Raw genomic sequence first — 20,251 nt, forward strand, 5'->3', positions numbered from 1 at the left:
AGCGGGCCCGGCTGCGCTGCGCGGGGGAGGACCGGTCGTGCCCGCCGACCTTGTTACAGTCCTCCGGTGACGACCGACGTGCTCCTCGCCTCCCTGCCCGCCGCCTCCGGGGGGTTCCTCCTCTTCGACCCCGAGGCGCTGCTGCCCGCCCTCGGGCCGTGGGCGCTCGCCGGCATCTCGCTGATGATCTTCATCGAGTCGGGCGTGCTCTTCCCCTTCCTGCCCGGCGACTCCCTCCTGTTCACGGCCGGCCTGCTGCACGAGCCGCTCGGCCTCGAGGTGTGGGTGATCGCGCTCTGCGCGTTCGTCGCGGCCTTCCTGGGCGACCAGGTCGGCTTCTTCCTCGGCCACACCTTCGGGCGCCGGTGGTTCCGCCCCGACGCGCGCGTGCTGAAGACCGCGCACCTCGAGAAGGCGGAGGCGTTCTTCGCCAAGTACGGCGGCGTCTCGCTCATCCTCGGCCGCTTCGTGCCGATCGTCCGCACCTACGTGCCCCTGGCCGCCGGCACCGCGGGCTACACCTACCGCAAGTTCGTCGTCTTCAACGTCATCGGCGCCTTCCTCTGGGCGGTCGGCATGGTGGTGCTCGGCTCGCTGCTCGGCGGGGTGCCGATCATCCGCGACCACGTCGACGTCTGGGCGATCGTGCTCGTGGTCGTGTCGGTGATGCCGATCGTCGTCACCGTGCTGCGCAAGGCCCTGGCCGGACGCCGCGACCGGGCCGCCGCCGCGAAGGGCCTCTGAGGCCGTGACGGCGGGCGCGACGCGGGCGAGCGAGGCCGCGACCGGCCTCGTCGACCGGCACCGCGCCTCCGGCCGGCGCCGCACCGTCGTCGGGCTGGCGGGCGAGCCCGGCGCGGGCAAGAGCACCCTGGCGGCCCAGCTCGTCGTCGCGCTCGCGGCCGCGGGGCTGAGGGCCGTCGTCGTTCCGATGGACGGCTTCCACCTGGCGAACGCCGAGCTCGACCGCCTCGGGCGCCGCGACCGCAAGGGCGCCCCCGACACCTTCGACGCCGACGGCTACGTCGCGCTGCTGGGGCGCCTCGCGGCGCCGGGGCCGCGCCCGGTCTGGGCACCCGACTTCGACCGCGACCTCGAGGAGGCGGTGGCCGGCTCGATCGCCGTCGCGCCCGAGGTCGAGGTGGTCGTCACCGAGGGCAACTACCTCCTCCTGGACGCCGAGCCGTGGACGGCGGCCCGCGCCGCCCTGCACGAGGCGTGGTTCGTCGAGGTCGACCCGGCGGAGCGCCTGCGACGCCTCGTCGCCCGGCACGTGCGCTTCGGCAAGGACGAGGAGGCGGCCCTCGCGTGGGCGACCGGCCCCGACGAGGGCAACGCCCGGCTGGTGCGCGCCGGACGGGCGTCGGCCGACCTGGTCGTCGTCGCGGACGCCGGTGCGGGTCCGGGCCCGGGGCACGGCCTGCGCCCGGAGCCCGGCGTCGGGGGCCTCTCGTAGGCTGGGCGCATCATGCGACTGCTCCTGATCCGACACGGCCAGACCCCCGACAACGTCATCGGCGCCCTCGGCACCACCGCGCCCGGCGCCCGCCTGACCGACCTGGGCCTGCGCCAGGCGGAGGCCCTGCCGGCCGCGCTCGCGGCGGAGACGATCGGCGCGCTGTTCGTCAGCACGCTCGTGCGCACCGAGCTGACGGCGGCGCCCCTGGCCGCGGCGCGGGGCCTCGAGCCCGTCGTGCTCGACGGCCTCCGCGAGGTCGTCGCGGGCGACCTCGAGATGCGCGCCGACCCCGCTGCGGGCGCCGCCTACATGGGCACGGTCGCCCGGTGGGTCGTCGGCGACCGCGACGCACGGATGCCCGGGGCCGAGAGCGGCCACGAGTTCCTGGCCCGCTACGACGCGGCGATCGAGCGCGCGACGGCCGACGGCCACGGCACGGTGGCCGTGGTGAGCCACGGCGCGGCCGTGCGCGGCTGGGTCGGCTGCCGGGTGGCGGGGGCGGGCGGCACGTTCGTCCGTGACCACGACCTCTCGAACACGGGCGTGGTCGTCGTCGAGGGCAGCACGACCGACGGCTTCCGCCTCGTCTCGTGGGAGGGCACGCCCCTCGGCGGCGCCGACCTCGACGACCCGACGGCCGACGACCCGACGGGCGAGGCCCCGGCCGACGTCGTCGACGCCCCGGCCCGGCCGTAGGGCGGGGGTCGCCTAGGCGGCGACCACCTCGTCCTCCTCCGTCACGGGCGCGAGCTCGTCGGCCAGCCGCGTGCGGTGGACGCTGCCGAGGTGCACGAGCCCGGCGACGAGCAGGCCGGCGACCAGCCAGAGGGCGAGGACGAGCACGTCGCGGCCGATGCCCTGGCCGGCGAAGTAGACGACGGTCTGCGTCGCGTGCAGCCACGCGGCGCCGTTCCAGAAGCTGCTGAGCGCGGCGAAGAACGGCGGCACGAGGCCGGCGGCGAACACTCCGCCCGAGCTGGTGAAGTTGAGCATCACGAAGAGCATCGTGAGCAGGGGCGTGGTCCAGTGCCGGAGCAGCGGGTGCAGGCCGACGCCGATGACGACGATCGTCGAGACGTACAGCCAGCTGAGCAGCCACAGCTGGCCGAGGGCGTGGTCGACGATGCCGTAGACCGGCCCGACGACGACGGTGCCGATCGCGGCCACGACGGCGGCGGTGACGACGGCGATGCCGAGGCGGGCGGCCAGGCGCGTGCGGGCCGGAGCGACGACCGCCGAGATCGCGGCCGCGCTCGCGTACCCGCCGACGCTGAGCGCGACGAGCAGGAAGAAGAGGCCCTGGCCCGTGGGGTCGCCCTCGCCCGAGGGCACGACGTCCTCGACCTGCAGCGGCAGCTGCTGCTGGTACGCCACGGGCAGGAAGACCTTCTGCACGACGGACGCCGTCGTGTCGCTCGCGGCGCTCGAGACGAAGAGGGTGGCGTCGTCCGCGGTCGCCTCGTAGGCGGCGACGACCTCCCGGTCGGCGACGAGGCCCCGGGCGGCGCCCTCGTCGGCGACCGTACGGACGTCGAGGGCGTCGGGCGCCCGGTCGTTGAGGGTCTGGGCGAAGACCTCGGCCTCGGCGCTGGTGCCCACGACGGCGACGGGCAGGTGGTGGGGCGCGGGGTGGCCGAACGCTCCGAGGTAGGCCAGGGCCATCCCCGCGGCGAGGAAGAGGGGGATGAGGAGGTGCAGGCCGAGCCCTCGCCAGAACCGGGGGTCGAGGCGCGGGCGGCGGCCCGCCGCCGGGGCGGCGCTCGCGGTCGGAGCGGTCGTGGTCGAGGGGGAGTGTTTGTGTTGCACCATGCAACACACCCTAGCCCTCGAGCGCGCGCGGTGCCAGCTCGTCGTGCACGGGCTCGCCCTCGTAGGCTCGGGGCGTGCAAGCCGACGACCAGACCACCGGCATCGACGCCGTCTACGCCGAGCTCGAGCGGGTCTCCCGCCGGGCGGTGGCGCGAGCCCGTGCCCGCAGCGCCCCCCTCTCGTTCGTCGAGCACTCGCTCGTGACCTTCATCGCCTCGCACCCGGGCTGTCGGGCGATCGACATCGCCGCCGACTTCTCGCTGAACCGGTCGACCGTGTCGCGTCAGCTCGCGGGCCTGGTCGAGCTCGGGCTCGTGACGACGGTGGGCGAGGAGGCGCCGGCCGGGTCGGCGGAGACGCGCCGCGGCCAGGTGCTCGCGCTCACCCCCCGCGGCGACGAGCTGCTCGCGCGGTCCGTCGACGCCAACCGCGCCGCCCTCGCCGAGCGCCTGGACGGCTGGCGGGCGGACGAGGTGGAGCAGCTCGCCGCGTCGCTGCACCGTCTCAACACCGCCTTCGGCGACGGCGCCCCCGGGGGACAAGACGCGGTGCTGGTGTGACTCGTGTGACTCGTGAGGCCCCCTGTGCACCCTCAACTGGGGACAGATCCATCCACAGGCATCGGGCCCGACGGGTTTACCCTCGCCGGTCGCGCACCTAGGGTGGAGGAGTTCCCCGGCCGGGAGGACGCGCCCACGAGGTGCGGAGACCGGCGTCCCTCCTCCAGTTAGGTACCGCCTCCGTGAGCCACGCCGTCTCCGTCCCGTCCGCCCGCAGCGCACTCGTCGCTGTCTCGACGCTCCTGGTGGCCCTCGCCATCGTCGTCGCGGGCGTGGTGGTCGGTGGCTCGCCCGCCCGTGCGGCGTCGTACCCCAGCTGGGACGACGTGACGGCGGCCCGCGCGAACGAGAGCACGAAGCAGGCGCAGATCACGGAGCTCCAGGGCCTGCTGACCGGGCTCCAGACCGCCGCCGCCGACGCGCAGGCCGAGGCCGACCGCCTGGGCGCCGCCTTCCAGGCCGCGCAGGAGTCCGTCGACGCCGAGGCCGCCAAGCTCGCCGAGCTCGAGGCCCAGGTCGCCGAGAAGAAGGCCATCGCCGACGAGAGCCAGAAGCGTGCCGGCCAGGTCGCCGCGCAGCTCGCCCGGACGGGCGGCGGAGACGTCTCGACCCAGCTCGCCGCCGACGCCCAGGGCGCCGACGACCTCCTCTACCGCCTCGGCGCGATGAGCAAGATCACGGAGCAGGCCGAGGGCATCCGTGCCCAGGCCGTCTCCGACCGCAACGTCGTGCAGTCGCTGACCGACCAGGCCGGCGTCGCCAAGGAGGCGCTCGACGGCCTCCGTGACGCCGCCGAGGCCTCCATGGCGGAGGCGCAGACCGCGTCCGACGCCGCCGCCGCGGCCGTCACCGCCCAGCAGGAGAACGAGGGCCGCCTCCAGGCCCAGCTCGCCGCCCTGCAGTCGGAGACCGCGGTCACCGAGCAGCAGTACCAGGCCGGGGTCGAGGCCGAGAAGGCCCGCCTCGCCGCCGAGGAGGCCGCGCGTCAGGCCGAGGCCGCGCGCCAGGCCGAGGCCCTCCGCCAGCAGCGCGCCGCGGCCGCGGCGGCGGCGGCCGCCGCCGCGGCGGCCCGGCCGGCTCCCTCCGCTCCGGCGCCCGCGCCGAGCTCGCCCGGGGTCGTCGCCCCGGCCCCCTCCCCGTCCGGCGCGGCCTGGGTGCGCCCGAGCGGCGGCGGCATCTCGAGTGGCTACGGCATGCGGGTCAACCCCGTCACCGGCATCTACACGAACCACGACGGCGTCGACCTCGCCCCGGGCTGCGGCTCGCCCATCTACGCGGCCTCCTCCGGCACCGTCGACTACGCCGGCTCGTACGGCGGCTACGGCAACTACGTGCGGATCGCGCACGCCGGCGGGCTGAGCACGGCCTACGGCCACATCGTGAACGGCGGCATCCGCGTGTCGAAGGGCCAGTCGGTCGTCGCCGGCCAGCTGATCGCCCTCGTCGGCTCGACCGGCAACTCGACCGGCTGCCACCTGCACTTCGAGACCCGCGTCTCGGGCGCCTCGACGAACCCGGTGCCCTTCATGGCGGCGCGGGGCGTCAGCCTCCGCTAGCGGGCCTCGGCTCCGATCGAGGGCCAGCGCACCGGTCTGGGGCGCAGAGCAGACGGCGGGCGCAGAGCAGACCCCGAGCGGAGTGGCAAGATCGACAGGTGTCGAACGCTCCCGCCCTGCCCTCCGTCCACCTCGAGCACGTCGACTGGCACGACCTCCGCGCCGTCGAGCTCCGCGCCCGGATGGACGCCGAGATGTCGGCGGTCTACAGCGCGGGCCGCGAGCCCGACCCCGACGACGTCGTCGCCGCGCGGGACGCCGCTCTCCTCGTGCACCCCGAGAAGGTCCGTGCCACCCTCCTCGTGGTCGACCCCGACGGCACAGCCCTCGGCCACGCCGCCCTCTACGACCGGGGCGGCGAGTGGGAGGTCAAGCGCGTCATCGTCGACCGTGAGCAGCGCGGCCGGGGCATCGGGCGCCTCCTGATGGCCGGCGTCGAGGCCGACGCCCGCGCGGCGGGCGCCCCGCGGATGATCCTGCAGACCGGCGACCGCCAGCCCGACGCGGTGGCGCTCTACGAGAAGACGGGCTGGACGGGCATCCCCACCTACGAGCCCTACGTCACCACCATCCCGCAGTCGATCTGCTTCGAGAAGGTGCTCGTCGGGGCGGAGCAGCACGCCGGTTAGGGTGGGCACCGTGATCACGCGACGCGACGCCGCCCTCCGCCTCGACATCCCCCTCGAGATGGCCGCCCGGCACGGCATCCCCGCCCGCCTCACGGTCGACGAGCTGCTCGAGCTCGAGAAGTCGCCCCCGGCCTGGCTGGTGCAGTCCCGCGCGAACCGGACGGGCAAGCCCGTCTGGGTCGACCTGTCGTGCGTCGTCTGCGGCTACCACGAGGCCGCGCGGCCGAAGAAGTGGTGGCCGGAGTGGACGCACCTCAGCTGTGACGACCACCACGCCGACGAGCTGCCGACCCCGGCCGACGGCGTCGTGCGCACCGAGGTCGACGGCGTCGGCAGCCGGTTCGTGGCGGTCGTCGACGTCGAGCTGACCCGCTAGGCGCCGTAGCCGACCGACGCCGGGGGAGCGATCCCCGCGACGACGTGCACAGCCGCCTGCCGCGCGTCGTCGGCGAGGAGCAGTCGCTGCAGGTGCTGGTCGTGCCACCGGGCGAGCTCCCGCGGGGTCACGTCGTCGACACCGTCGGCGACCGTGTAGCGGAACGCCACGGGGTCGCCGTCGACGGCGACGGTCCGCCTCTCGCCGAGCTCCGCGCCGTCCGCCGTGTCGACGAAGACCTCTCGGCCCGGGTCGTCCGAGGCGGGCAGCACGACGTCGACCCGGGGGTGGGCCGCACCGACGGCGGGCCCCTCGACCCCCGTGCCGAGCCGCGCCTCCACGAGCCGGGCCGATCCCGCGGCGGCGGGGCGGGTCTCGTCGTGCCCCGCGGCGACGTCGTCGACGACCCGTCGCACGTCGTCGTCGATGCGCTCGCCCTGCTGCTGCAGCGCCGCGGCGGCGGCGCGCAGCCAGGCCTCGACGGCGCGGGTCTCGTCGGCGGACCAGCCCGTGGGCTCGGCCGAGCTGACGGAGAAGTCGGCCGCGTCGATCGACCACTCCCAGGCGAGCAGCGCCCGCGTGAAGGCGGAGGGGGAGGGCAGCACCGCGAGGGTGCCCCGCCGGAGGCCGGGCGCCCAGTGCAGCTCGGGGTCGGTGAGCAGGTGCTGCACGGCGGCGGCCTCGGGCACGGCCGCCGTGGCGGGCACCGTGAACCAGGCCCGGACCGCACGCCACGACGAGGACCGCCGGGGGAGGGCGTCGTGCTCGCGCGGCACGAGCACGGTCAGCGGTCGCCCGCCTGCGTCGCGCCCCGTCAGGTCGCGCTCGGCGGGGTCGAGGTCTTCGGGGTTGAGGTCGGGCACGGAGGTCGATGATGCCACGCGGGGCCCGGAGGCGCGGGGCGGGTCAGAAGGTCAGCTGGTCGACCGAGGTGAGCGGCACCCAGCCCGGCCGCAGCCCCTCCGGCGGCTGGACGGTCGGCACGGTCTGCAGGGAGTCGGCCTCGGCGAGCTGCGCGATCTCGAGCCCCGTGAGGGCGGCGATGTCGCGGACGGGCACCTGGAAGGTGCGGTACTCGCCCAGGGGCGGCGGGTCGCCGGCCTCGTGGGCCCGGGCGAAGGCGGCCTCGAGGTCGACGCCGTCGAGCTCGGGGCCCTGGTCGAGCAGGTAGCCCGCGGTGCGGAGCGCGGCTCCGCCCCCGGTCGCCCAGGCCGCGATCTTGAAGAAGCTGCGGGGGATGCGGACCCCGCGGTAGGGGGCGTCGTCGTCGAGCAGCACCGGCCCGGTGAAGACGGTCAGGCGCTGCCGGTGCACCTGGGCGTACTGCAGCACCTGGTCCTCCAGGCCGAGCCAGAGCTCGGCCGACTGGTTGAAGTCGGCGGCCTGCGGCGCGGCGTTCGTGTACGAGAACGTGTCGCGGTTCGCACGGGAGGCGACCGCGGGCGATCCCCAGACCGGGTCGCGTCGACGGACGAGGTGGCCGCGGTCGAGGTCGTTGCGGGCGTAGACCTCGGGGCCGCACTGCTCGTCGGCGGGCACGCGCTCGTCGAGGTGCCAGTCGTCGCCCCGCTCGAGGTCGATCAGCGAGTCGCCGTCGACGTTGACCACGGTCAGCGCCGCCAGGCGCCGGGCCGGGTCGAGCAGCACGGTGAAGTGCGCGTAGGGCAGCTCGCGGACGACGCGGCCGCCGGTGTCGGGCAACGGGACGCCCACGGCGAGGAAGCCGGGGTCGTAGCCCGTGGCCGAGGCCGCGTCGGGCCCGTCCGGGTCGAGGCCGGCGAGGTCGGCGTCGACGGGCCCTGCGGCGTCGCCGGTGCCAGTGTCGGTGCCGGCGAGGTCGGCGTCGACGGGCCCTGCGGCGTCGCCGGTGCCAATGTCGGTGCCGGTGTCAGCTCCGTCCAGCCCTGCACGTGCGTCCTGGTCGCCTGTGGTCGTCATCCGCGCCTCCTGCCGGTGGGGCCCTCGGCCCCTCGCGGGTCATGGTGCACCCGGCCGCCGACATCCGCCCGGGGGCCGCGGCGCCCGGGCGGACGACGGAGGAGGCGCGGCGCAGCGGCTGCTGCACCGTGCCTCCTCGGGGCGGTCGCGTGCCCGGCACCGGCCGGGCCGGCGTCGCTAGTCGGCCAGGATGGCGTACAGGGCGCGACGGGTCTCGTCGAGCTTCGCCGTCGCGGCCGCCCGCTGGGCGTCGGTGACGCCGGTGCGGAACTGCTGGACCGCGCCGAAGAGCTTGCCGAGGCTCTCGCGGAACTCGTCCGAGCCCTCGGCGTCGCCGGCCGTGGCGGCCCAGGCCGCCTCGATGGCGTCGGCCTGCTCCGCGACGTAGGTGCGGCCGGCCTCGGTCAGCGAGTACTCGCCCTTGGCGTCGGTGGCGGTCTCGACGCCGTCGACGATGAAGCCCTCGTCGACGAGCTGCTGCAGCGTCGGGTACACCGAGCCGGGGCTCGGCTTCCAGACGCCGTCGGTGCGCTCGGCGATGGCCTTGATCAGGCCGTAGCCGTTCGACGGGGCGTCGGCCAGGAGCGACAGGATCGCGAGGCGGACGTCGCCGCGGCGGGCGCGCCCGCGGCCGCCGCGGTGCGGGCCGCCGGGGCCGGGGAAGCCGGGGCCGCCGAAGCCGGGGAACCCGAGGCCGGAGAAGCCCGGCCCGGGGCGGCCGGAGCGGCCGAAGGGGCGGCCGAAGCGCGCTCCGCCCGCGAGCGGGTCGTGCGAGCGGCGGTCGTGGTCGTGGTGCTGGTCGTCCTCGTGGTGCTGTGCCATGGGGGCACGTCCTTCCGGTCGGGGGTCTCGACCGGGCGGAGGCCGCGGGCTGAGTGGCGGGGCGGCTCGGGGTCGAGTGTCGCGGACCATTCCGCGATGTGTCGAAGATATGTCGCTGAAAGTCGTTCGTCAACCCCTGACGACACATCCACGGCCCGGAGGACGACGGAGGCGCGCCCCCGGTGCGGGGACGCGCCTCCTCGGGTGCTGCGCCGGGCTCAGCTCGCGGGGGCGACGCCGAAGGCCGTGGCGAGCTTCTCGATCTTCTGCGCGCGGCCGAGGCGGGGCAGGTCGCTGCCGTCGCGGATGACCCGGCCGCGGCCCTCGAAGTCGGCGAGGAAGTCCTGGGCCCAGGCGACGTCGGAGGGCGTCGGGCTGATGACCTCGTTGATCACCGGGAGCTGCTCGACGTCGAGGCAGAGCTTGCCGGTGAGGCCGAGCGCGACCGCGACGCCCGCCTGCTCGCGGAGCACCGGGTGGCTGCTGCCGACGGTCGGGCCGTCGATCGGGCCGGGCAGGCCGCCGATGCGGCTCGCGACCACGAGGCGCGAGCGCGGGTAGGCCATGGCGAGGTCGTCGGCGCTCGTGCCGGTGTCGCGGCGGTAGTCGCCGCTGCCGAAGGCGAGGCGGAAGGCGCCGCGGGCCTTGGCGATCGACGGGCTCTCCTCGATGCCGAGGGCCGACTCGACCAGTGCGAGCACCCGCACCGCGCCTCCCAGCCGGTCGAAGGTCTCGGTGACGTGCTCGGGCGCCTCCGTCTTGGCGAGCATGACGCCCTGCAGGCCGGGCAGGCCGAGGAGGGCGTCGACGTCGTCCGACCAGAAGTCGGTGGAGCGGTCGTTGATGCGCACCCAGGCCTCGCCGCCGTCGCGGAGCCAGGCGACGACGTCGTCGCGGGCGGCGGGCTTGCGGGCGGGGTCGACGGCGTCCTCGATGTCGAGCACCATCTGGTCGGCCCGCGACGCCGCCGCGGGGGTGAACCGGTCGGGGGCCGTGCCGGGCACGAGCAGCCAGCTGCGGGCGATGTCGGCCGGGGGCTTCGGGCGACGTCGCCCGTCGGGGCGGGAGGACGGCTCGCCGCCGGGGGTCGGTGCTGCGGTCGCGGCGTCTGCGGGCGCGGTGTCTGCGGTCTCGGTCATGGGACGTCCTCGTCTCGGTCGGCGGCCGGTGGTCGCGTCAGGCGGTCGCCCCCACGGTACCGGTCCGCCCCCCGAGGGCGGGGCGTCCCGGCTTCTGGGAGGAGACGGGCGTACCGTTCAGCGAGATCACAGGCGTCCGACGCCCGCACCCCCGCGGCGTCGTCGATGCCGGCACCTGAGCACGAGTCCCCGAACACGAGGAGCGCACCATGACCGACGAACGATCCCCCCGGGCCGACGGCACCGACGACCACGCCGAGGGACGCGTCGACGAGGGCCGCCCCGAGGCCGGGGCCCCTGCCGTCGACTTCGGCGGCCCCGCCGAGCCCGCCCGCGACCCCGCCGACCACGAGCACGACGGCTCCGACTCCGCGACGCGCGCCCTGCCGGTCACCGGTGACGAGCCCGGCCGCCACGACGACGGCGTCGAGCCGCGCGGCGAGCTCTTCCCGCCCGCCGCGTCGCTCGCCGACGACCAGGCGACCCCGACGACCGCCGACGGCTCCGTCGCGGCCGCCGAGGTGCCGGGAGGCGACCAGGGTCGCCGCGTCGACGCCGGCGACGGCCGCGGCACGACCATCGACGGCGACGCGACCGTCGACCCCGACCAGCTCGAGCCCGAGCGCCGTGACGGCGTCGACCGCGACGGCGAGACGGAGGTCATCGCACCGCTGAGCAGCGACGACCGCGACCACGACGCTCGCCACGACGGCGACGCCGACCGCCGCGACGACGCCGACCGCCGCGACGACGCGACCGTCCCCCCGGTCGTGGCCCCCGTCGCCCCCGGCGCGCGCGCCTGGTCGGCCGGGTCGTCCTCCGACGACGACGGCCCGCGCCGCCCGCTCCACGACGACGAGGCCCTCCGTGCCGCCGAGGCCGCCCGCGCCGAGCCGGTCCGCGACTCCTCCGACCGCGACGGCGACCGCGACGGCGACCGCGACGCCGACCGCGACCGCGACTCCCGTGACGGCGCCGTGGCCGTCGGTGCCGGTGCCGCCGCCGCGGCGGGCGCCGGTGCCGCCGCCGCCCACGCCCGCTCCGACGACGGCCGGATCGGCGACGCCCGCACGACCCCCGCCCCCGCCGCCGGCCGCACCCCGACCGGAGCGGTCGAGCGCGACCGCACCGGCGGCTACCCGACCACCGACGACGGCGACATCGACCGCGTCGGCCTCCGCCGCGACCTCCTCGCCGAGCAGAAGGAGGAGTTCGGCGGCATGCGCTTCGGTGCCGGCCTGCTGGGCTGGTTCGCCGCGACCGGCCTCGGCGTGGTGCTGTTCTCGATCCTCGCGTCGATCACGGCGGCCGTCGTCGTCGGCTCGTCGCCCAGCGCCTCGCCGCTGGCGCTGCAGCAGACGCTCGCCGACCAGGGCCCGGTGCTCTCGCTCGTCGTGGGCATCGGCGTGCTCGTCATCGTCTTCGTCGGCTACCTCGTCGGCGGCTACACCGCCTCCCGCGTGGCTCGCTTCTCGGGTCTCAAGCAGGGGCTCGCGACCTGGCTCTGGGGCCTCGTGATCACGATCGTCACCACGGTCGTCGTCGGCGTCGTCGCCGTCCAGGCGGGCGACCAGAGCTCTCCGAACTCCATGGTGCCGACGGTCGACGACCTGACCTCGATGTCGGTCGAGAGCCTGATCTTCCTCGGCCTGGTGCTCGTCCTGAGCCTCCTGGGCGCGCTCCTCGGCGGCGTGCTCGGGCAGCGCTGGCACCGCCGCGTCGACCGCTTCATCCCCGAGCACCAGGTCTGACCGACCGGTGCCCCGCACGACCCCACCACAGAGACAAGGAACCACCATGCGCCACCTCGACCGCTCCTCCCTCGTCCGGACGACGCTCGGCGTCGTCGCCGCCGGGGCCCTGGCCTTCACGCTCGTCGCGTGCTCGTCGACCTCCGACTCGGAGAGCAACAACACGGCCCCGACCCACCCCGTCAACGAGCCCGACGAGCGCGAGGGTTCGTCGGTCGCCGAGACCCCGGCCGCGAGCGTGCCGAGCCTCGCGGGCGGCGTCGACACGCAGGTCGCCGTCGACGCGTCGTTCGTCGACGCGCTCGGCACGCTGGGCCTCACGCCCGGCGTCGTCGGCACGGCGACCTTCACCGGCGGCACGTTCTCGTTCCCGATCACGGGCGGCAACGTCGACTACTACGGCCCCGACAGCGAGGTGCGCCCGTACGTGCAGGGCTTCATCGAGCACGACGGCTCGGGCCTCAGCCTCACCGCGGCCGACGGCACCGTCGTCGAGCTGACGGACTTCGACATCGACCCCGGCGAGTCGAAGCTCTACGGCGACGTGACGGTCGACGGCACGGTCGCGGCCGAGCACGCGTACCTGTTCAACCTCTGGGGCGGCACGCTCGAGCCGCTCCGCACCGAGGGCTCGAACGCCGTGCTCGAGGGCACGACGGTGCACGTCAGCCCGGCCGCCGCCTCGCTGCTCAACGAGACGTTCGGCACCGAGGCCGTCGAGGACGAGATGCTCGTCGGCGTCGCCACGATCACGGTCGCCACGCAGTAGCACCGACCTGGTCGCCCCGAGACCGCTCGTCCCGTCACGGGGCGGGCGGTCTCGTCGTCGGTGCCTGCAGCACGCTGCCTCGCTCCGGCGCAAGCCCCTGAACAAAGAAGTTCGGCATACCGAAACCTGTGTAGGGTCGAGCGCATGCCGACGATCGACGCCCGCCGCCGTGACGACGACGCCCCCGGGGAGGCGCGGGTCGACCAGCCCTCCGCGGTCGCCCTCCCGAGGCCCCGGGGCACCCTGCTCGGCCCCGCGTTCGTCGCGGCCATCGCCTACGTCGACCCCGGCAACGTCGCCGCCAACCTCACCGCCGGCGCGCAGTACCAGTACCTGCTGCTCTGGGTGCTCGTCGCGGCGAACGCCATCGCCGTGCTCGTGCAGTACCTGTCGGCGAAGCTCGGCATCGTCACCGGACGGTCGCTGCCGGAGGTGCTCGGCGACCGGCTCGGCCGGAAGCGGCGGCTGGTGTTCTGGGGCCAGGCCGAGGTCGTCGCGGCCGCGACCGACGTCGCCGAGATCATCGGCGGGGCGCTGGCGCTGCAGCTGCTCTTCGGCGTGCCGCTCGTCGTCGGCGGCCTGATCACGGGCGCCGTGTCGCTCGGCCTCCTGATGCTGACGCGCTACCGCCGCGGCCACGTCTTCCAGACGATCGTCATCGCGCTCCTGGCCGTCCTCACGATCGGGTTCTGCGCCGGCCTGCTCTTCTCGCCCCCGTCGGCGGGCGACATGCTGGCCGGGCTCGTGCCGCGGTTCGAGGGCAGCCAGTCGGTGCTGCTCGCCGCGTCGATGCTCGGGGCGACGGTCATGCCGCACGCGGTGTACCTGCACTCCGCGCTCGTGCGCGACCACCACGGCACGGTGACCGAGGGCGCCGACCGCCGTCGCGTGCTCCGGGCCACCCGGTGGGACGTCGTCTTCGCCCTCGTCATCGCCGGTGGCGTGAACATCGCCATGCTCGTCCTGGCCGCGTCGACCCTGCCCGGCCGCACCGGCACCGACACCATCCCCGGCGCCCACGACGCGATCGCCGACGCCCTCGGGCCGGTCGTCGGCGTCCTGTTCGCCGTCGGCCTGCTGGCCTCGGGCCTCGCGTCGACGTCGATCGGCGCGATGGCGGGCGCCGAGATCATGCGCGGCCTGCTGCACGTGCGCCTGCCGCTGTTCGTCCGCCGGGTGGTCACGCTGGTGCCGGCGCTCGTGCTGCTCGCCACGGGCATCAGCCCGACCTGGCTGCTCGTGCTCAGCCAGGTCGTGCTGAGCTTCGGCATCGCGTTCGCGCTGATCCCGCTCGTGATCGCCACGAGCGACGCCCGCCTCATGGGCACGGGCGTCAACGCGAGGGCCACGCGTGTCGCGGCCTGGGCCTGCGCGGTCGTCGTCGTGGCCCTCAACGTCGCGCTCATCTGGCTGACCGTCACGGGCTCGTAGGAGTCGCCTCCGCCTCCCGCAGGCCGGTCAGCCCCGCTCGGTGCGGCCCTGCCGCGCGTCCCCGTCGTGCTCGGCGCTCCGGGGGTCGGCGCCCGCGTCGCCGCCCGCGTCGTGCTCGGCGCCCGAGTCGTCGTCGTGGTCGTGCCGGCGGTCGTGGTCGCGCTCGGCCCGGTCGAAGGCGGCCTGCATCGCCTCGGCGTGGTCGGTCTTCGCCTCGGCGACGCCCGCGTCGTCGCCCCGTGCGATCGCGAGGCCCTCGCGGAGGCTCGCGCCGGCCGCGGCCAGCGACTCGCCGAGGGTGGGCCGGAAGTCACGGCGCTCGTCGCCGTCGCCGGCGTCGACGTACTCGTGCAGCACGCGGCCCTCGTCGCGGTGCACGGGCTTCTCGGCGTGCTCGACGCAGAGGCGCGCGACCTCCTGGGCGTGGGCGTGCATGACGGAGTGCGCGGCCCCCGGCATCTCCCACAGGCGCGACGAGGGCAGCAGCTCGCCGACGCGCTCCACCCACCCGCGCGGCGCGACGGCGTCGTGCTCGCCACGGATCACGAGGGTGTCGGCCTGCACGCGGGGCAGGACGTCCTCGATCGGGTAGGTCATCATCTTCGGCAGCACCTGCGAGAACCAGTGCACGCCGCAGGCGAGGTAGGCGCGCAGGGCGAGCACCTTGACGCGGCCGGGCTCGTGCCAGGCGGCCTGGACGAAGCGCCGGCCCGCCGTCAGCACACGGCGCTCGGCGGGGTTGATCACCGGCCCGATCAGCACGAGGGTCGACAGCTCGGGGCGCCGCGCCGCGAGGTCGGTGACGATCTGCGTGCCCATCGAGTGCCCGACGACGATCGGGTCGGTCAGGCCGAGGTCGTCGATGACGGCGCCGACGAGGTCGGCGAACTGCGAGATCTCGAGGGCCCGGCCCGGGTGGGGGACACCGGCGAACCCGGGCAGGTCGAGGGCGTGCACCGGGCCGAAGCGGTTGAGGTCGGGCGCGAGGCGCTCGAAGTAGTCCGACGAGACGCCGATGCCGGGCACGAGCACGAACGGCCGGTCGCCCGTCGTGCCGATCGTGCTGACGCGGACGTAGAGGTCGCCGCGCTCGACGCGCTGCACGGTGACCTGCGTGCTCGACTCGTCACGGTCGCGCTGCTGGGTGCGGGCCACGCGCCTCCTCGGGGTCGTCACCGCGCCGAGGACCGACGCGGACGGCCCAGTCTGGCACCGCCCCCGACGACGCCGCTGGGCGTGCTCCGGTCAGCGTGGGTCGGTCAGTCGACGAGCGTGTAGAGGCTGAGGTGGTTGCCGTCGGGGTCGGGGAAGTCGACCACGTCGAGGACGCCGGGCACGTGGACGACCTCGGGCAGCTCGAGGCCGAGCTCGACCAGCCGGGCCCGCTCGGCGTGGACGTCGTCGACGCCGAGTCGCAGCACCGCCGTCGCGGAGCCGGTCGGGGCCTCCTCGCCGAGCTGCAGCCAGCAGCCGCCGAGGTCGTACTCGACGATGCCCTCGACCGGGTCGAGCTGGGGGCCGTCGACGTCGAGCACCGACTCGTACCAGCACCGGGCCGCGACGAGGTCGCTGACCGAGAGTCCGACGGTGACGCTGCTGATGCGCATGCGGCGAGTCTGGCAGGGGCGACGGCCGGGGCGCGACGCCACGCCAGGCGCGTCACGTCGGGGGCGTCACGCCAGGGGCGTCGCGTCGAGGCGTCGCGTCGGGGGCGTCAGGCCGCGAGCACCGGGTCGAGCGCGCGCAGGTTCCGGTGCAGCACCGTGCCGAGCGCCAGCCTCGCCGCCGGCCCGGCCGCGCGCATGTACCAGGCCGCCGGGCGCCAGACGACGCGGATGTCGAGGGTGACACGCCCGTCGTGGTGCTGGTGCACGAGGTAGCTCTCCCAGCCGCGCTGCGGGTGGCCGACGAGCGCCGCGTGGCCGAAGCCGGCGGTGCGCTCGTCGTCGACGACGGCGAAGACGCGGCACGCCACCCGCGACCGCAGCGGGCCGACCGGGATCGCCCAGACGTTCACGTCGCCGACGACGGCCCGCTCGGGCACCTGCTCGGGCACGAAGCCCGAGCCGCGGTGCACCTCGAACCGCAGCACCGCGTCGGCGGCGCGTCGGAAGTCGTCGTCGCCGTGGCCGATCACGCGGCTCGCCGTGGTGAGGCGGAACCCGGGAGGCGCGTGCCGGGTGAGCGTGGGCCGCCCGGTGAACGCGTAGTCGGGTCCGAAGCCCTGCGGGGCGGTCGATGACGTCATGCGACGAGCCTGGCACGCCCGCCTGCACGCTCGGGCAGGATCGTGGCGTGACCGCACCCACGAGCTACCTCGTCCTGCACGGCTGGCAGAACCGGCGACCGGCCGACCACTGGCAGCACCGGCTCGCCGACGAGCTGGAGGCGCGGGGCCTCGTCGTCCGCTACCCGCAGCTGCCCGACCCCGACCGGCCGCGCCTCGCCGAGTGGCAGGCCGTGGTGCGCGCCGAGCTCGCCGCCCTCCCCGACGGCCCGGTGACGGTGGTCTGCCACAGCCTCGCCTGCCTGACCTGGCTGCAGCTGCAGGCCGGCGACGCGCCTCCGCGGGCGGACCGCGTGGCGCTGGTGGCGCCTCCCTCGCCCGAGCTGGTCGCGGGGCAGGAGGCCGTCCGGGAGTTCGCCGGGGGAGACACGTTCGACGGGCGGCGCCTCTCGCTCGGCGCCCGCGGCCGGCCGGGCTCGGCCCCCGCCGACGACGCCGTGCTCGTGGCGGGCGACGACGACCCGTGGCTGCCCCTCGGCCTGGTCGACACGTGGGAGTCGCGGGTCGAGGCCGCCCTGCACGTCGTGCCCCGGGGCGGTCACCTCACCCCCGACTCCGGCTACGGCGCCTGGCCCGCGGTGCTCGCCTGGGCCCTCGGGAGTCGGTTCGAGGCCCGCTAGCTCGCGGCGACCGGGGCGAGGAACGCCGCCGCGGCGCGGGCGAGGTGGCCCGGGTCGTCGACGCCGCACAGCTCGCGGGCGGAGTGCATGCTGAGCAGCGGCACGCCCACGTCGATGGTGCGGACGCCGAGGCGGGTCGCGGTGATCGGCCCGATCGTGGAGCCGCAGGGCACCGCGTTGTTCGAGACGAACTCCTGGTACGGCACTCCGGCCTGCTCGCACGAGCGCGCCCACTCGGCCGCGCCGGGCCCGTCGGTGGCGTAGCGCTGCTTCGCGTTGATCTTCAGCAGCGGCCCGCGGTTGACGACGGGCTGGTTCACCGGGTCGTGGCGCTCGGGGTAGTTCGGGTGCACGGCGTGGCCCGCGTCGGCGGAGAGGCACCACGAGCCGGCGAGGGCGCGGAGCCGGTCGACCTCGGTGCCGCCGAGCCCGGCCGTGACGCGGGTCACGACGTCGGAGAGCATCGGGCCGGCTGCGCCCGAGGGCGTCTCGGAGCCGACCTCCTCGTGGTCGAAGGCCGCGAACACGGCGACGTCGGCGAGCTCGACGCCCGACGCCGCGACGTCGAGCAGCGCGACGAGGCCGGCGTGCGTCGAGGTGAGGTTGTCCATGCGCCCGGCGGCGAAGAGGTCGCCCGTCAGGCCGATGACGGCGGGAGGCGCGGTGTCGGCCACCGAGATGTCGTACCCGGCGACGTCGTCGCCGGTCAGGCCGGCGAGCCCCGCGAGGTGACCGAGCACGTCGGCGTCGGCGAGGGGGCCGACCCCGACCACGGGGTCGAGGTGACGCTGCGGGTCGAGCGCGAGGCCGTCGTTGACGCCGCGGTCGAGGTGGACGGCCAGCTGCGGGAAGCGCAGCACCGGCCCGGTGCGGACGAGGTGCACCTCGCCGGTGCGCGTCACGAGCCGGCCGGCGAACTCGAGGTCGCGGTCGAGCCACGAGTTGTAGAGGGGGCCGCCGTAGACCTCCACGCCGGCCTGCAGCCAGCCGCGGGTGCCGGTCGTGCTCCTCGGCTTCAGCTTGAAGCCGGGAGAGTCGGTGTGCGCGCCCACGATCCGGTACGGGGTGGTCGCGGTGGCCCCCGCGGGCTGGATCCAGGCGATCACGGCGCCGTCGCGGAGGACGTAGCGGCGGCCCGGCCCCGTCGGCCACTCGGCCCGCTCGTCGAGCCGGTCGAATCCCGCCGCGTCGAGCCGACGGGCGGCCTCGGCCGCGGCGTGGAAGGAGGAAGGCGAGGCCTGGATGAAGGAGGCGAGGTCGTCGAGGTGCGCGCGCGAGGAGGTCATCCCCACCAGCATGCCACCCGGCCCCGCCCGGCGGGGGCCGGCGCCCGGCGGGGTCAGCGCCCGGCGCTGCCGCCGACCTGGGCGCCCGGCTCGGGGCCGCTCTCGCCGCGGCCGTCCTCGTCCTCGGCGACGAGGCCCGCGGTCGCCTCTCCCGAGTAGCCGGCGGGGTCGACGGCGACGTAGTCCTCCTCGCCGGAGGTGGTGCCGCCGAGGGGCGAGACGAGGTCGTCGTCGGCCGTCGTGTCGTCGCCGCTCGCGGGGGAGGCCTGCGGGTCGTCCCGGAACGTCGCGAGGGCCGCCGCCTCGACGGCCTCCTGGTCGTGGTCGCTCTGGTCGCTCATGGGGCGTCCTCTCGTGGTCGTGACCCCGACCCTAGGCGCGGCCCGCTCCGCCCGCCCGCTCCGCCCGCCCGCCTCCCGCGCCCCCGGCCGACACCTGTCGTCACGAGCTGTTGACACCGGCTCACCCTCGTGTACAGTCACGAACACCTAGTGCAGCTAGGTTTTGACTCGAGGAGGCGTCAATGGCCCTGTCCGGCCCGCGCGGTGAGACCGTGCTCACCCAACCCGTCAGCACGATCCGAGTGGGCAGGGGCTACCTGGCCGCCCTCGGCTTCGCCCAGTTCGGCCTGTTCGTGGCCCTGCTCTCGCCGGTCTTCGTGAGCATGCAGCTCAAGGCCCAGCAGCTCGCGCCCGACAGCCCCGAGACCCTCGTCGGCCAGGTGCTGCCGATCGGCGCCCTCGGCGCCCTGATCGCCAACCCGCTGATCGGTGCCCTGAGCGACCGCACCCGCACCCGCTGGGGCCGTCGTCGCCCCTACCTGGTCGGCGGCGTGGTGCTGCTCACCGTCGCCCTCGGCCTCGTGGCGGCGGCGCCCGACCAGCTCACGCTGACCCTCGCCTGGCTGCTCGCGCAGATCGCCGCCAACGCCGTGCTCGCCACCCTGATCGCGAGCTTCGCCGACAACGTGCCCGAGGTGCAGCGCGGCCGGGCGTCGAGCATCATCGCCCTGGCGCAGAACGTCGCCATCCTCGCCGGCCTCTACCTGGCCGTGTACCTCGTCGGCAACCTCCCGGTGCTGTTCGTCCTGCCGGGCGTGCTGGCCGTCGTCCTGGTGCTCGTCTACGCCGTGGTGGCCCGCGACGAGCTGCCCGCCTACGAGCTCAAGAAGTTCACGTTCGTGAACCTGGTCAGCTCGTTCTGGACCAACCCGATCAAGAACCCCGACTTCGGCCTCGCCTGGTGGTCACGCTTCCTGATCACGCTCGGCACGTTCATGTTCACGACGTACCGCCTGCTCTACATGGAGCGCCACCTCGGCATCGAGGACGTCGCCGAGGCCACGGCCGCCGTCGCCTTCGGCGTGCTGCTCTACACGATCGCCCTGCTCGTCAGCGCGGCGGTCTCGGGCTGGCTGAGCGACCGCACCGGTCGTCGCAAGGTCTTCGTCGCCGGCTCGACCCTCGTCTTCGCGGTCGGTCTCGTGATGCTCGCGCACGCCGAGACGGTCACCGGGTTCTACGTCGCCGAGGTCGTGATGGGCTTCGCCTTCGGCATCTACGCCGCCGTCGACACCGCCCTGATCGTCGACGTGCTGCCGAACGCCGACCGCCCCGGCAAGGACCTCGGCGTCATCAACATCGCCAACGCCCTGCCGCAGTCGCTCGCCCCGGCGCTCGCCCTGGCCCTGCTCGGCATCGGCAGCGCGACGAACGACAACTACGTCGTCATGCTCTGGGGCGCGGGCATCGTCACCGTGATCGGCGCGCTCGTCATCATCCCGATCCGCCGCGTGCGCTGACGCCGCGCCCCGGCCCCT

Annotated in this window: 22 protein-coding genes; 12 read left to right on the plus strand and 10 right to left on the minus strand. The window is 75.3% G+C overall.

The window, feature by feature from the left end; all coding sequences use genetic code 11:
* Nucleotides 1-66: 66 nt before the first annotated feature.
* The 3 genes from FHR77_RS15780 to FHR77_RS01765 are packed head-to-tail and all read left to right on the plus strand — an operon-like array spanning nucleotide 67 to nucleotide 2,155.
* Nucleotides 67-744, plus strand: a complete 678-nt coding sequence (locus FHR77_RS15780) for a DedA family protein (protein WP_341777180.1) — start codon at nucleotides 67-69, stop codon at nucleotides 742-744.
* A 4-nt stretch (nucleotides 745-748) separates the two neighbouring features.
* On the plus strand, nucleotides 749-1,456 hold the full coding sequence (locus tag FHR77_RS01760; RefSeq protein ID WP_167258343.1) for a nucleoside/nucleotide kinase family protein: 708 nt from the start codon (nucleotides 749-751) through the stop codon (nucleotides 1,454-1,456).
* A gap of 12 nt (nucleotides 1,457-1,468) precedes the next feature.
* Entirely contained in the window at nucleotides 1,469-2,155 is a 687-nt protein-coding gene (locus FHR77_RS01765) for a histidine phosphatase family protein (RefSeq protein ID WP_167258345.1), read from the plus strand.
* Between the two features lie 12 nt (nucleotides 2,156-2,167).
* On the opposite strand, the gene FHR77_RS01770 is transcribed toward FHR77_RS01765, so the two are convergent.
* A complete protein-coding gene (locus FHR77_RS01770) occupies nucleotides 2,168-3,268 on the minus strand; it encodes a hypothetical protein (RefSeq protein ID WP_167258347.1) in 1,101 nt (366 codons plus the stop codon).
* Between the two features lie 74 nt (nucleotides 3,269-3,342).
* Between FHR77_RS01770 and FHR77_RS15790 the strand changes: the two genes are divergently transcribed.
* From FHR77_RS15790 to FHR77_RS01790, 4 genes are all read left to right on the plus strand, one after another.
* Nucleotides 3,343-3,828 carry a MarR family transcriptional regulator gene (locus FHR77_RS15790; RefSeq protein ID WP_167258349.1) on the plus strand — a complete coding sequence of 162 codons (486 nt, stop codon included), beginning with the start codon at nucleotides 3,343-3,345 and terminating at the stop codon, nucleotides 3,826-3,828.
* A gap of 182 nt (nucleotides 3,829-4,010) precedes the next feature.
* Entirely contained in the window at nucleotides 4,011-5,384 is a 1,374-nt protein-coding gene (locus tag FHR77_RS16520; protein ID WP_167258351.1) for a peptidoglycan DD-metalloendopeptidase family protein, read from the plus strand.
* Nucleotides 5,385-5,482: 98 nt separating this feature from the next.
* Nucleotides 5,483-6,013, plus strand: a complete 531-nt coding sequence (locus tag FHR77_RS01785; protein WP_341777181.1) for a GNAT family N-acetyltransferase — start codon at nucleotides 5,483-5,485, stop codon at nucleotides 6,011-6,013.
* A 10-nt stretch (nucleotides 6,014-6,023) separates the two neighbouring features.
* Entirely contained in the window at nucleotides 6,024-6,389 is a 366-nt protein-coding gene (locus FHR77_RS01790) for a hypothetical protein (RefSeq protein ID WP_167258353.1), read from the plus strand.
* On the opposite strand, the gene FHR77_RS01795 is transcribed toward FHR77_RS01790, so the two are convergent.
* The 4 genes from FHR77_RS01795 to FHR77_RS01810 form a co-directional block, all read right to left on the minus strand.
* On the minus strand, nucleotides 6,386-7,252 hold the full coding sequence (locus tag FHR77_RS01795; protein WP_167258355.1) for a hypothetical protein: 867 nt from the start codon (nucleotides 7,250-7,252) through the stop codon (nucleotides 6,386-6,388). The two genes, FHR77_RS01790 and FHR77_RS01795, sit on opposite strands and share 4 nt — an antisense overlap.
* A 43-nt stretch (nucleotides 7,253-7,295) precedes the next feature.
* The gene (locus FHR77_RS01800; protein ID WP_167258357.1) at nucleotides 7,296-8,327 is read right to left on the minus strand and encodes a DNA/RNA non-specific endonuclease; all 1,032 of its coding nucleotides are present in this window, start codon (nucleotides 8,325-8,327) and stop codon (nucleotides 7,296-7,298) included.
* Between the two features lie 177 nt (nucleotides 8,328-8,504).
* On the minus strand, nucleotides 8,505-9,149 hold the full coding sequence (locus tag FHR77_RS01805) for a PadR family transcriptional regulator (protein WP_167258359.1): 645 nt from the start codon (nucleotides 9,147-9,149) through the stop codon (nucleotides 8,505-8,507).
* 218 nt (nucleotides 9,150-9,367) lie between these two features.
* The gene (locus FHR77_RS01810) at nucleotides 9,368-10,288 is read right to left on the minus strand and encodes an HpcH/HpaI aldolase/citrate lyase family protein (RefSeq protein ID WP_167258361.1); all 921 of its coding nucleotides are present in this window, start codon (nucleotides 10,286-10,288) and stop codon (nucleotides 9,368-9,370) included.
* A gap of 209 nt (nucleotides 10,289-10,497) precedes the next feature.
* Between FHR77_RS01810 and FHR77_RS01815 the strand changes: the two genes are divergently transcribed.
* The 3 genes from FHR77_RS01815 (at nucleotide 10,498) to FHR77_RS01825 (ending at nucleotide 14,239) form a co-directional block, all read left to right on the plus strand.
* A complete protein-coding gene (locus FHR77_RS01815) occupies nucleotides 10,498-12,039 on the plus strand; it encodes an ICP22 family protein (RefSeq protein WP_167258363.1) in 1,542 nt (513 codons plus the stop codon).
* A 46-nt stretch (nucleotides 12,040-12,085) separates the two neighbouring features.
* Complete coding sequence (locus FHR77_RS01820) at nucleotides 12,086-12,808, plus strand: hypothetical protein (RefSeq protein WP_167258365.1); 723 nt, start codon at nucleotides 12,086-12,088, stop codon at nucleotides 12,806-12,808.
* 144 nt (nucleotides 12,809-12,952) lie between these two features.
* On the plus strand, nucleotides 12,953-14,239 hold the full coding sequence (locus tag FHR77_RS01825; RefSeq protein WP_167258367.1) for an Nramp family divalent metal transporter: 1,287 nt from the start codon (nucleotides 12,953-12,955) through the stop codon (nucleotides 14,237-14,239).
* Between the two features lie 27 nt (nucleotides 14,240-14,266).
* On the opposite strand, the gene FHR77_RS01830 is transcribed toward FHR77_RS01825, so the two are convergent.
* The 3 genes from FHR77_RS01830 to FHR77_RS01840 all read right to left on the minus strand — a co-directional run bounded on the left by FHR77_RS01830 (nucleotide 14,267) and on the right by FHR77_RS01840 (nucleotide 16,487).
* The gene (locus FHR77_RS01830; protein WP_341777182.1) at nucleotides 14,267-15,394 is read right to left on the minus strand and encodes an alpha/beta fold hydrolase; all 1,128 of its coding nucleotides are present in this window, start codon (nucleotides 15,392-15,394) and stop codon (nucleotides 14,267-14,269) included.
* A 104-nt stretch (nucleotides 15,395-15,498) separates the two neighbouring features.
* Nucleotides 15,499-15,846, minus strand: a complete 348-nt coding sequence (locus FHR77_RS01835) for a VOC family protein (protein ID WP_056052831.1) — start codon at nucleotides 15,844-15,846, stop codon at nucleotides 15,499-15,501.
* A gap of 107 nt (nucleotides 15,847-15,953) precedes the next feature.
* Nucleotides 15,954-16,487 (minus strand): DUF1990 family protein, encoded by a 534-nt coding sequence (locus FHR77_RS01840; protein WP_167258369.1) that lies wholly within the window; start codon nucleotides 16,485-16,487, stop codon nucleotides 15,954-15,956.
* A 47-nt stretch (nucleotides 16,488-16,534) separates the two neighbouring features.
* Between FHR77_RS01840 and FHR77_RS01845 the strand changes: the two genes are divergently transcribed.
* The gene (locus tag FHR77_RS01845) at nucleotides 16,535-17,146 is read left to right on the plus strand and encodes an alpha/beta hydrolase (protein WP_208380389.1); all 612 of its coding nucleotides are present in this window, start codon (nucleotides 16,535-16,537) and stop codon (nucleotides 17,144-17,146) included.
* On the opposite strand, the gene FHR77_RS01850 is transcribed toward FHR77_RS01845, so the two are convergent.
* A complete protein-coding gene (locus FHR77_RS01850) occupies nucleotides 17,143-18,432 on the minus strand; it encodes a M18 family aminopeptidase (protein WP_167258373.1) in 1,290 nt (429 codons plus the stop codon). The two genes, FHR77_RS01845 and FHR77_RS01850, sit on opposite strands and share 4 nt — an antisense overlap.
* A gap of 53 nt (nucleotides 18,433-18,485) precedes the next feature.
* Nucleotides 18,486-18,773: a hypothetical protein gene (locus FHR77_RS01855; protein WP_167258375.1), complete on the minus strand. Its 288-nt coding sequence runs from the start codon at nucleotides 18,771-18,773 to the stop codon at nucleotides 18,486-18,488.
* 182 nt (nucleotides 18,774-18,955) lie between these two features.
* On the opposite strand from FHR77_RS01855, the gene FHR77_RS01860 reads away from it, so the two are divergent.
* Complete coding sequence (locus tag FHR77_RS01860) at nucleotides 18,956-20,233, plus strand: MFS transporter (protein WP_167258377.1); 1,278 nt, start codon at nucleotides 18,956-18,958, stop codon at nucleotides 20,231-20,233.
* Nucleotides 20,234-20,251 lie beyond the last annotated feature (18 nt).

This window comes from Frigoribacterium endophyticum (genome assembly GCF_011759585.1).
Lineage (GTDB): Bacteria > Actinomycetota > Actinomycetes > Actinomycetales > Microbacteriaceae > Frigoribacterium > Frigoribacterium endophyticum.

What these genes read in the sequence shown, in the direction of transcription:
- FHR77_RS01810 (WP_167258361.1), bottom strand. Translation starts at nt 10,288, where the DNA reads ATGACCGAGACCGCAGACACCGCGCCCGCAGACGCCGCGACCGCAGCA.
- FHR77_RS01835 (WP_056052831.1), bottom strand. Translation starts at nt 15,846, where the DNA reads ATGCGCATCAGCAGCGTCACCGTCGGACTCTCGGTCAGCGACCTCGTC.
- FHR77_RS01850 (WP_167258373.1), bottom strand. Translation starts at nt 18,432, where the DNA reads ATGACCTCCTCGCGCGCGCACCTCGACGACCTCGCCTCCTTCATCCAG.
- FHR77_RS01825 (WP_167258367.1), top strand. Translation starts at nt 12,953, where the DNA reads ATGCCGACGATCGACGCCCGCCGCCGTGACGACGACGCCCCCGGGGAG.
- FHR77_RS01805 (WP_167258359.1), bottom strand. Translation starts at nt 9,149, where the DNA reads ATGGCACAGCACCACGAGGACGACCAGCACCACGACCACGACCGCCGC.
- FHR77_RS01765 (WP_167258345.1), top strand. Translation starts at nt 1,469, where the DNA reads ATGCGACTGCTCCTGATCCGACACGGCCAGACCCCCGACAACGTCATC.
- FHR77_RS01860 (WP_167258377.1), top strand. Translation starts at nt 18,956, where the DNA reads ATGGCCCTGTCCGGCCCGCGCGGTGAGACCGTGCTCACCCAACCCGTC.
- FHR77_RS01820 (WP_167258365.1), top strand. Translation starts at nt 12,086, where the DNA reads ATGCGCCACCTCGACCGCTCCTCCCTCGTCCGGACGACGCTCGGCGTC.
- FHR77_RS01770 (WP_167258347.1), bottom strand. Translation starts at nt 3,268, where the DNA reads ATGGTGCAACACAAACACTCCCCCTCGACCACGACCGCTCCGACCGCG.
- FHR77_RS01800 (WP_167258357.1), bottom strand. Translation starts at nt 8,327, where the DNA reads ATGACGACCACAGGCGACCAGGACGCACGTGCAGGGCTGGACGGAGCT.
- FHR77_RS01840 (WP_167258369.1), bottom strand. Translation starts at nt 16,487, where the DNA reads ATGACGTCATCGACCGCCCCGCAGGGCTTCGGACCCGACTACGCGTTC.
- FHR77_RS01815 (WP_167258363.1), top strand. Translation starts at nt 10,498, where the DNA reads ATGACCGACGAACGATCCCCCCGGGCCGACGGCACCGACGACCACGCC.
- FHR77_RS01855 (WP_167258375.1), bottom strand. Translation starts at nt 18,773, where the DNA reads ATGAGCGACCAGAGCGACCACGACCAGGAGGCCGTCGAGGCGGCGGCC.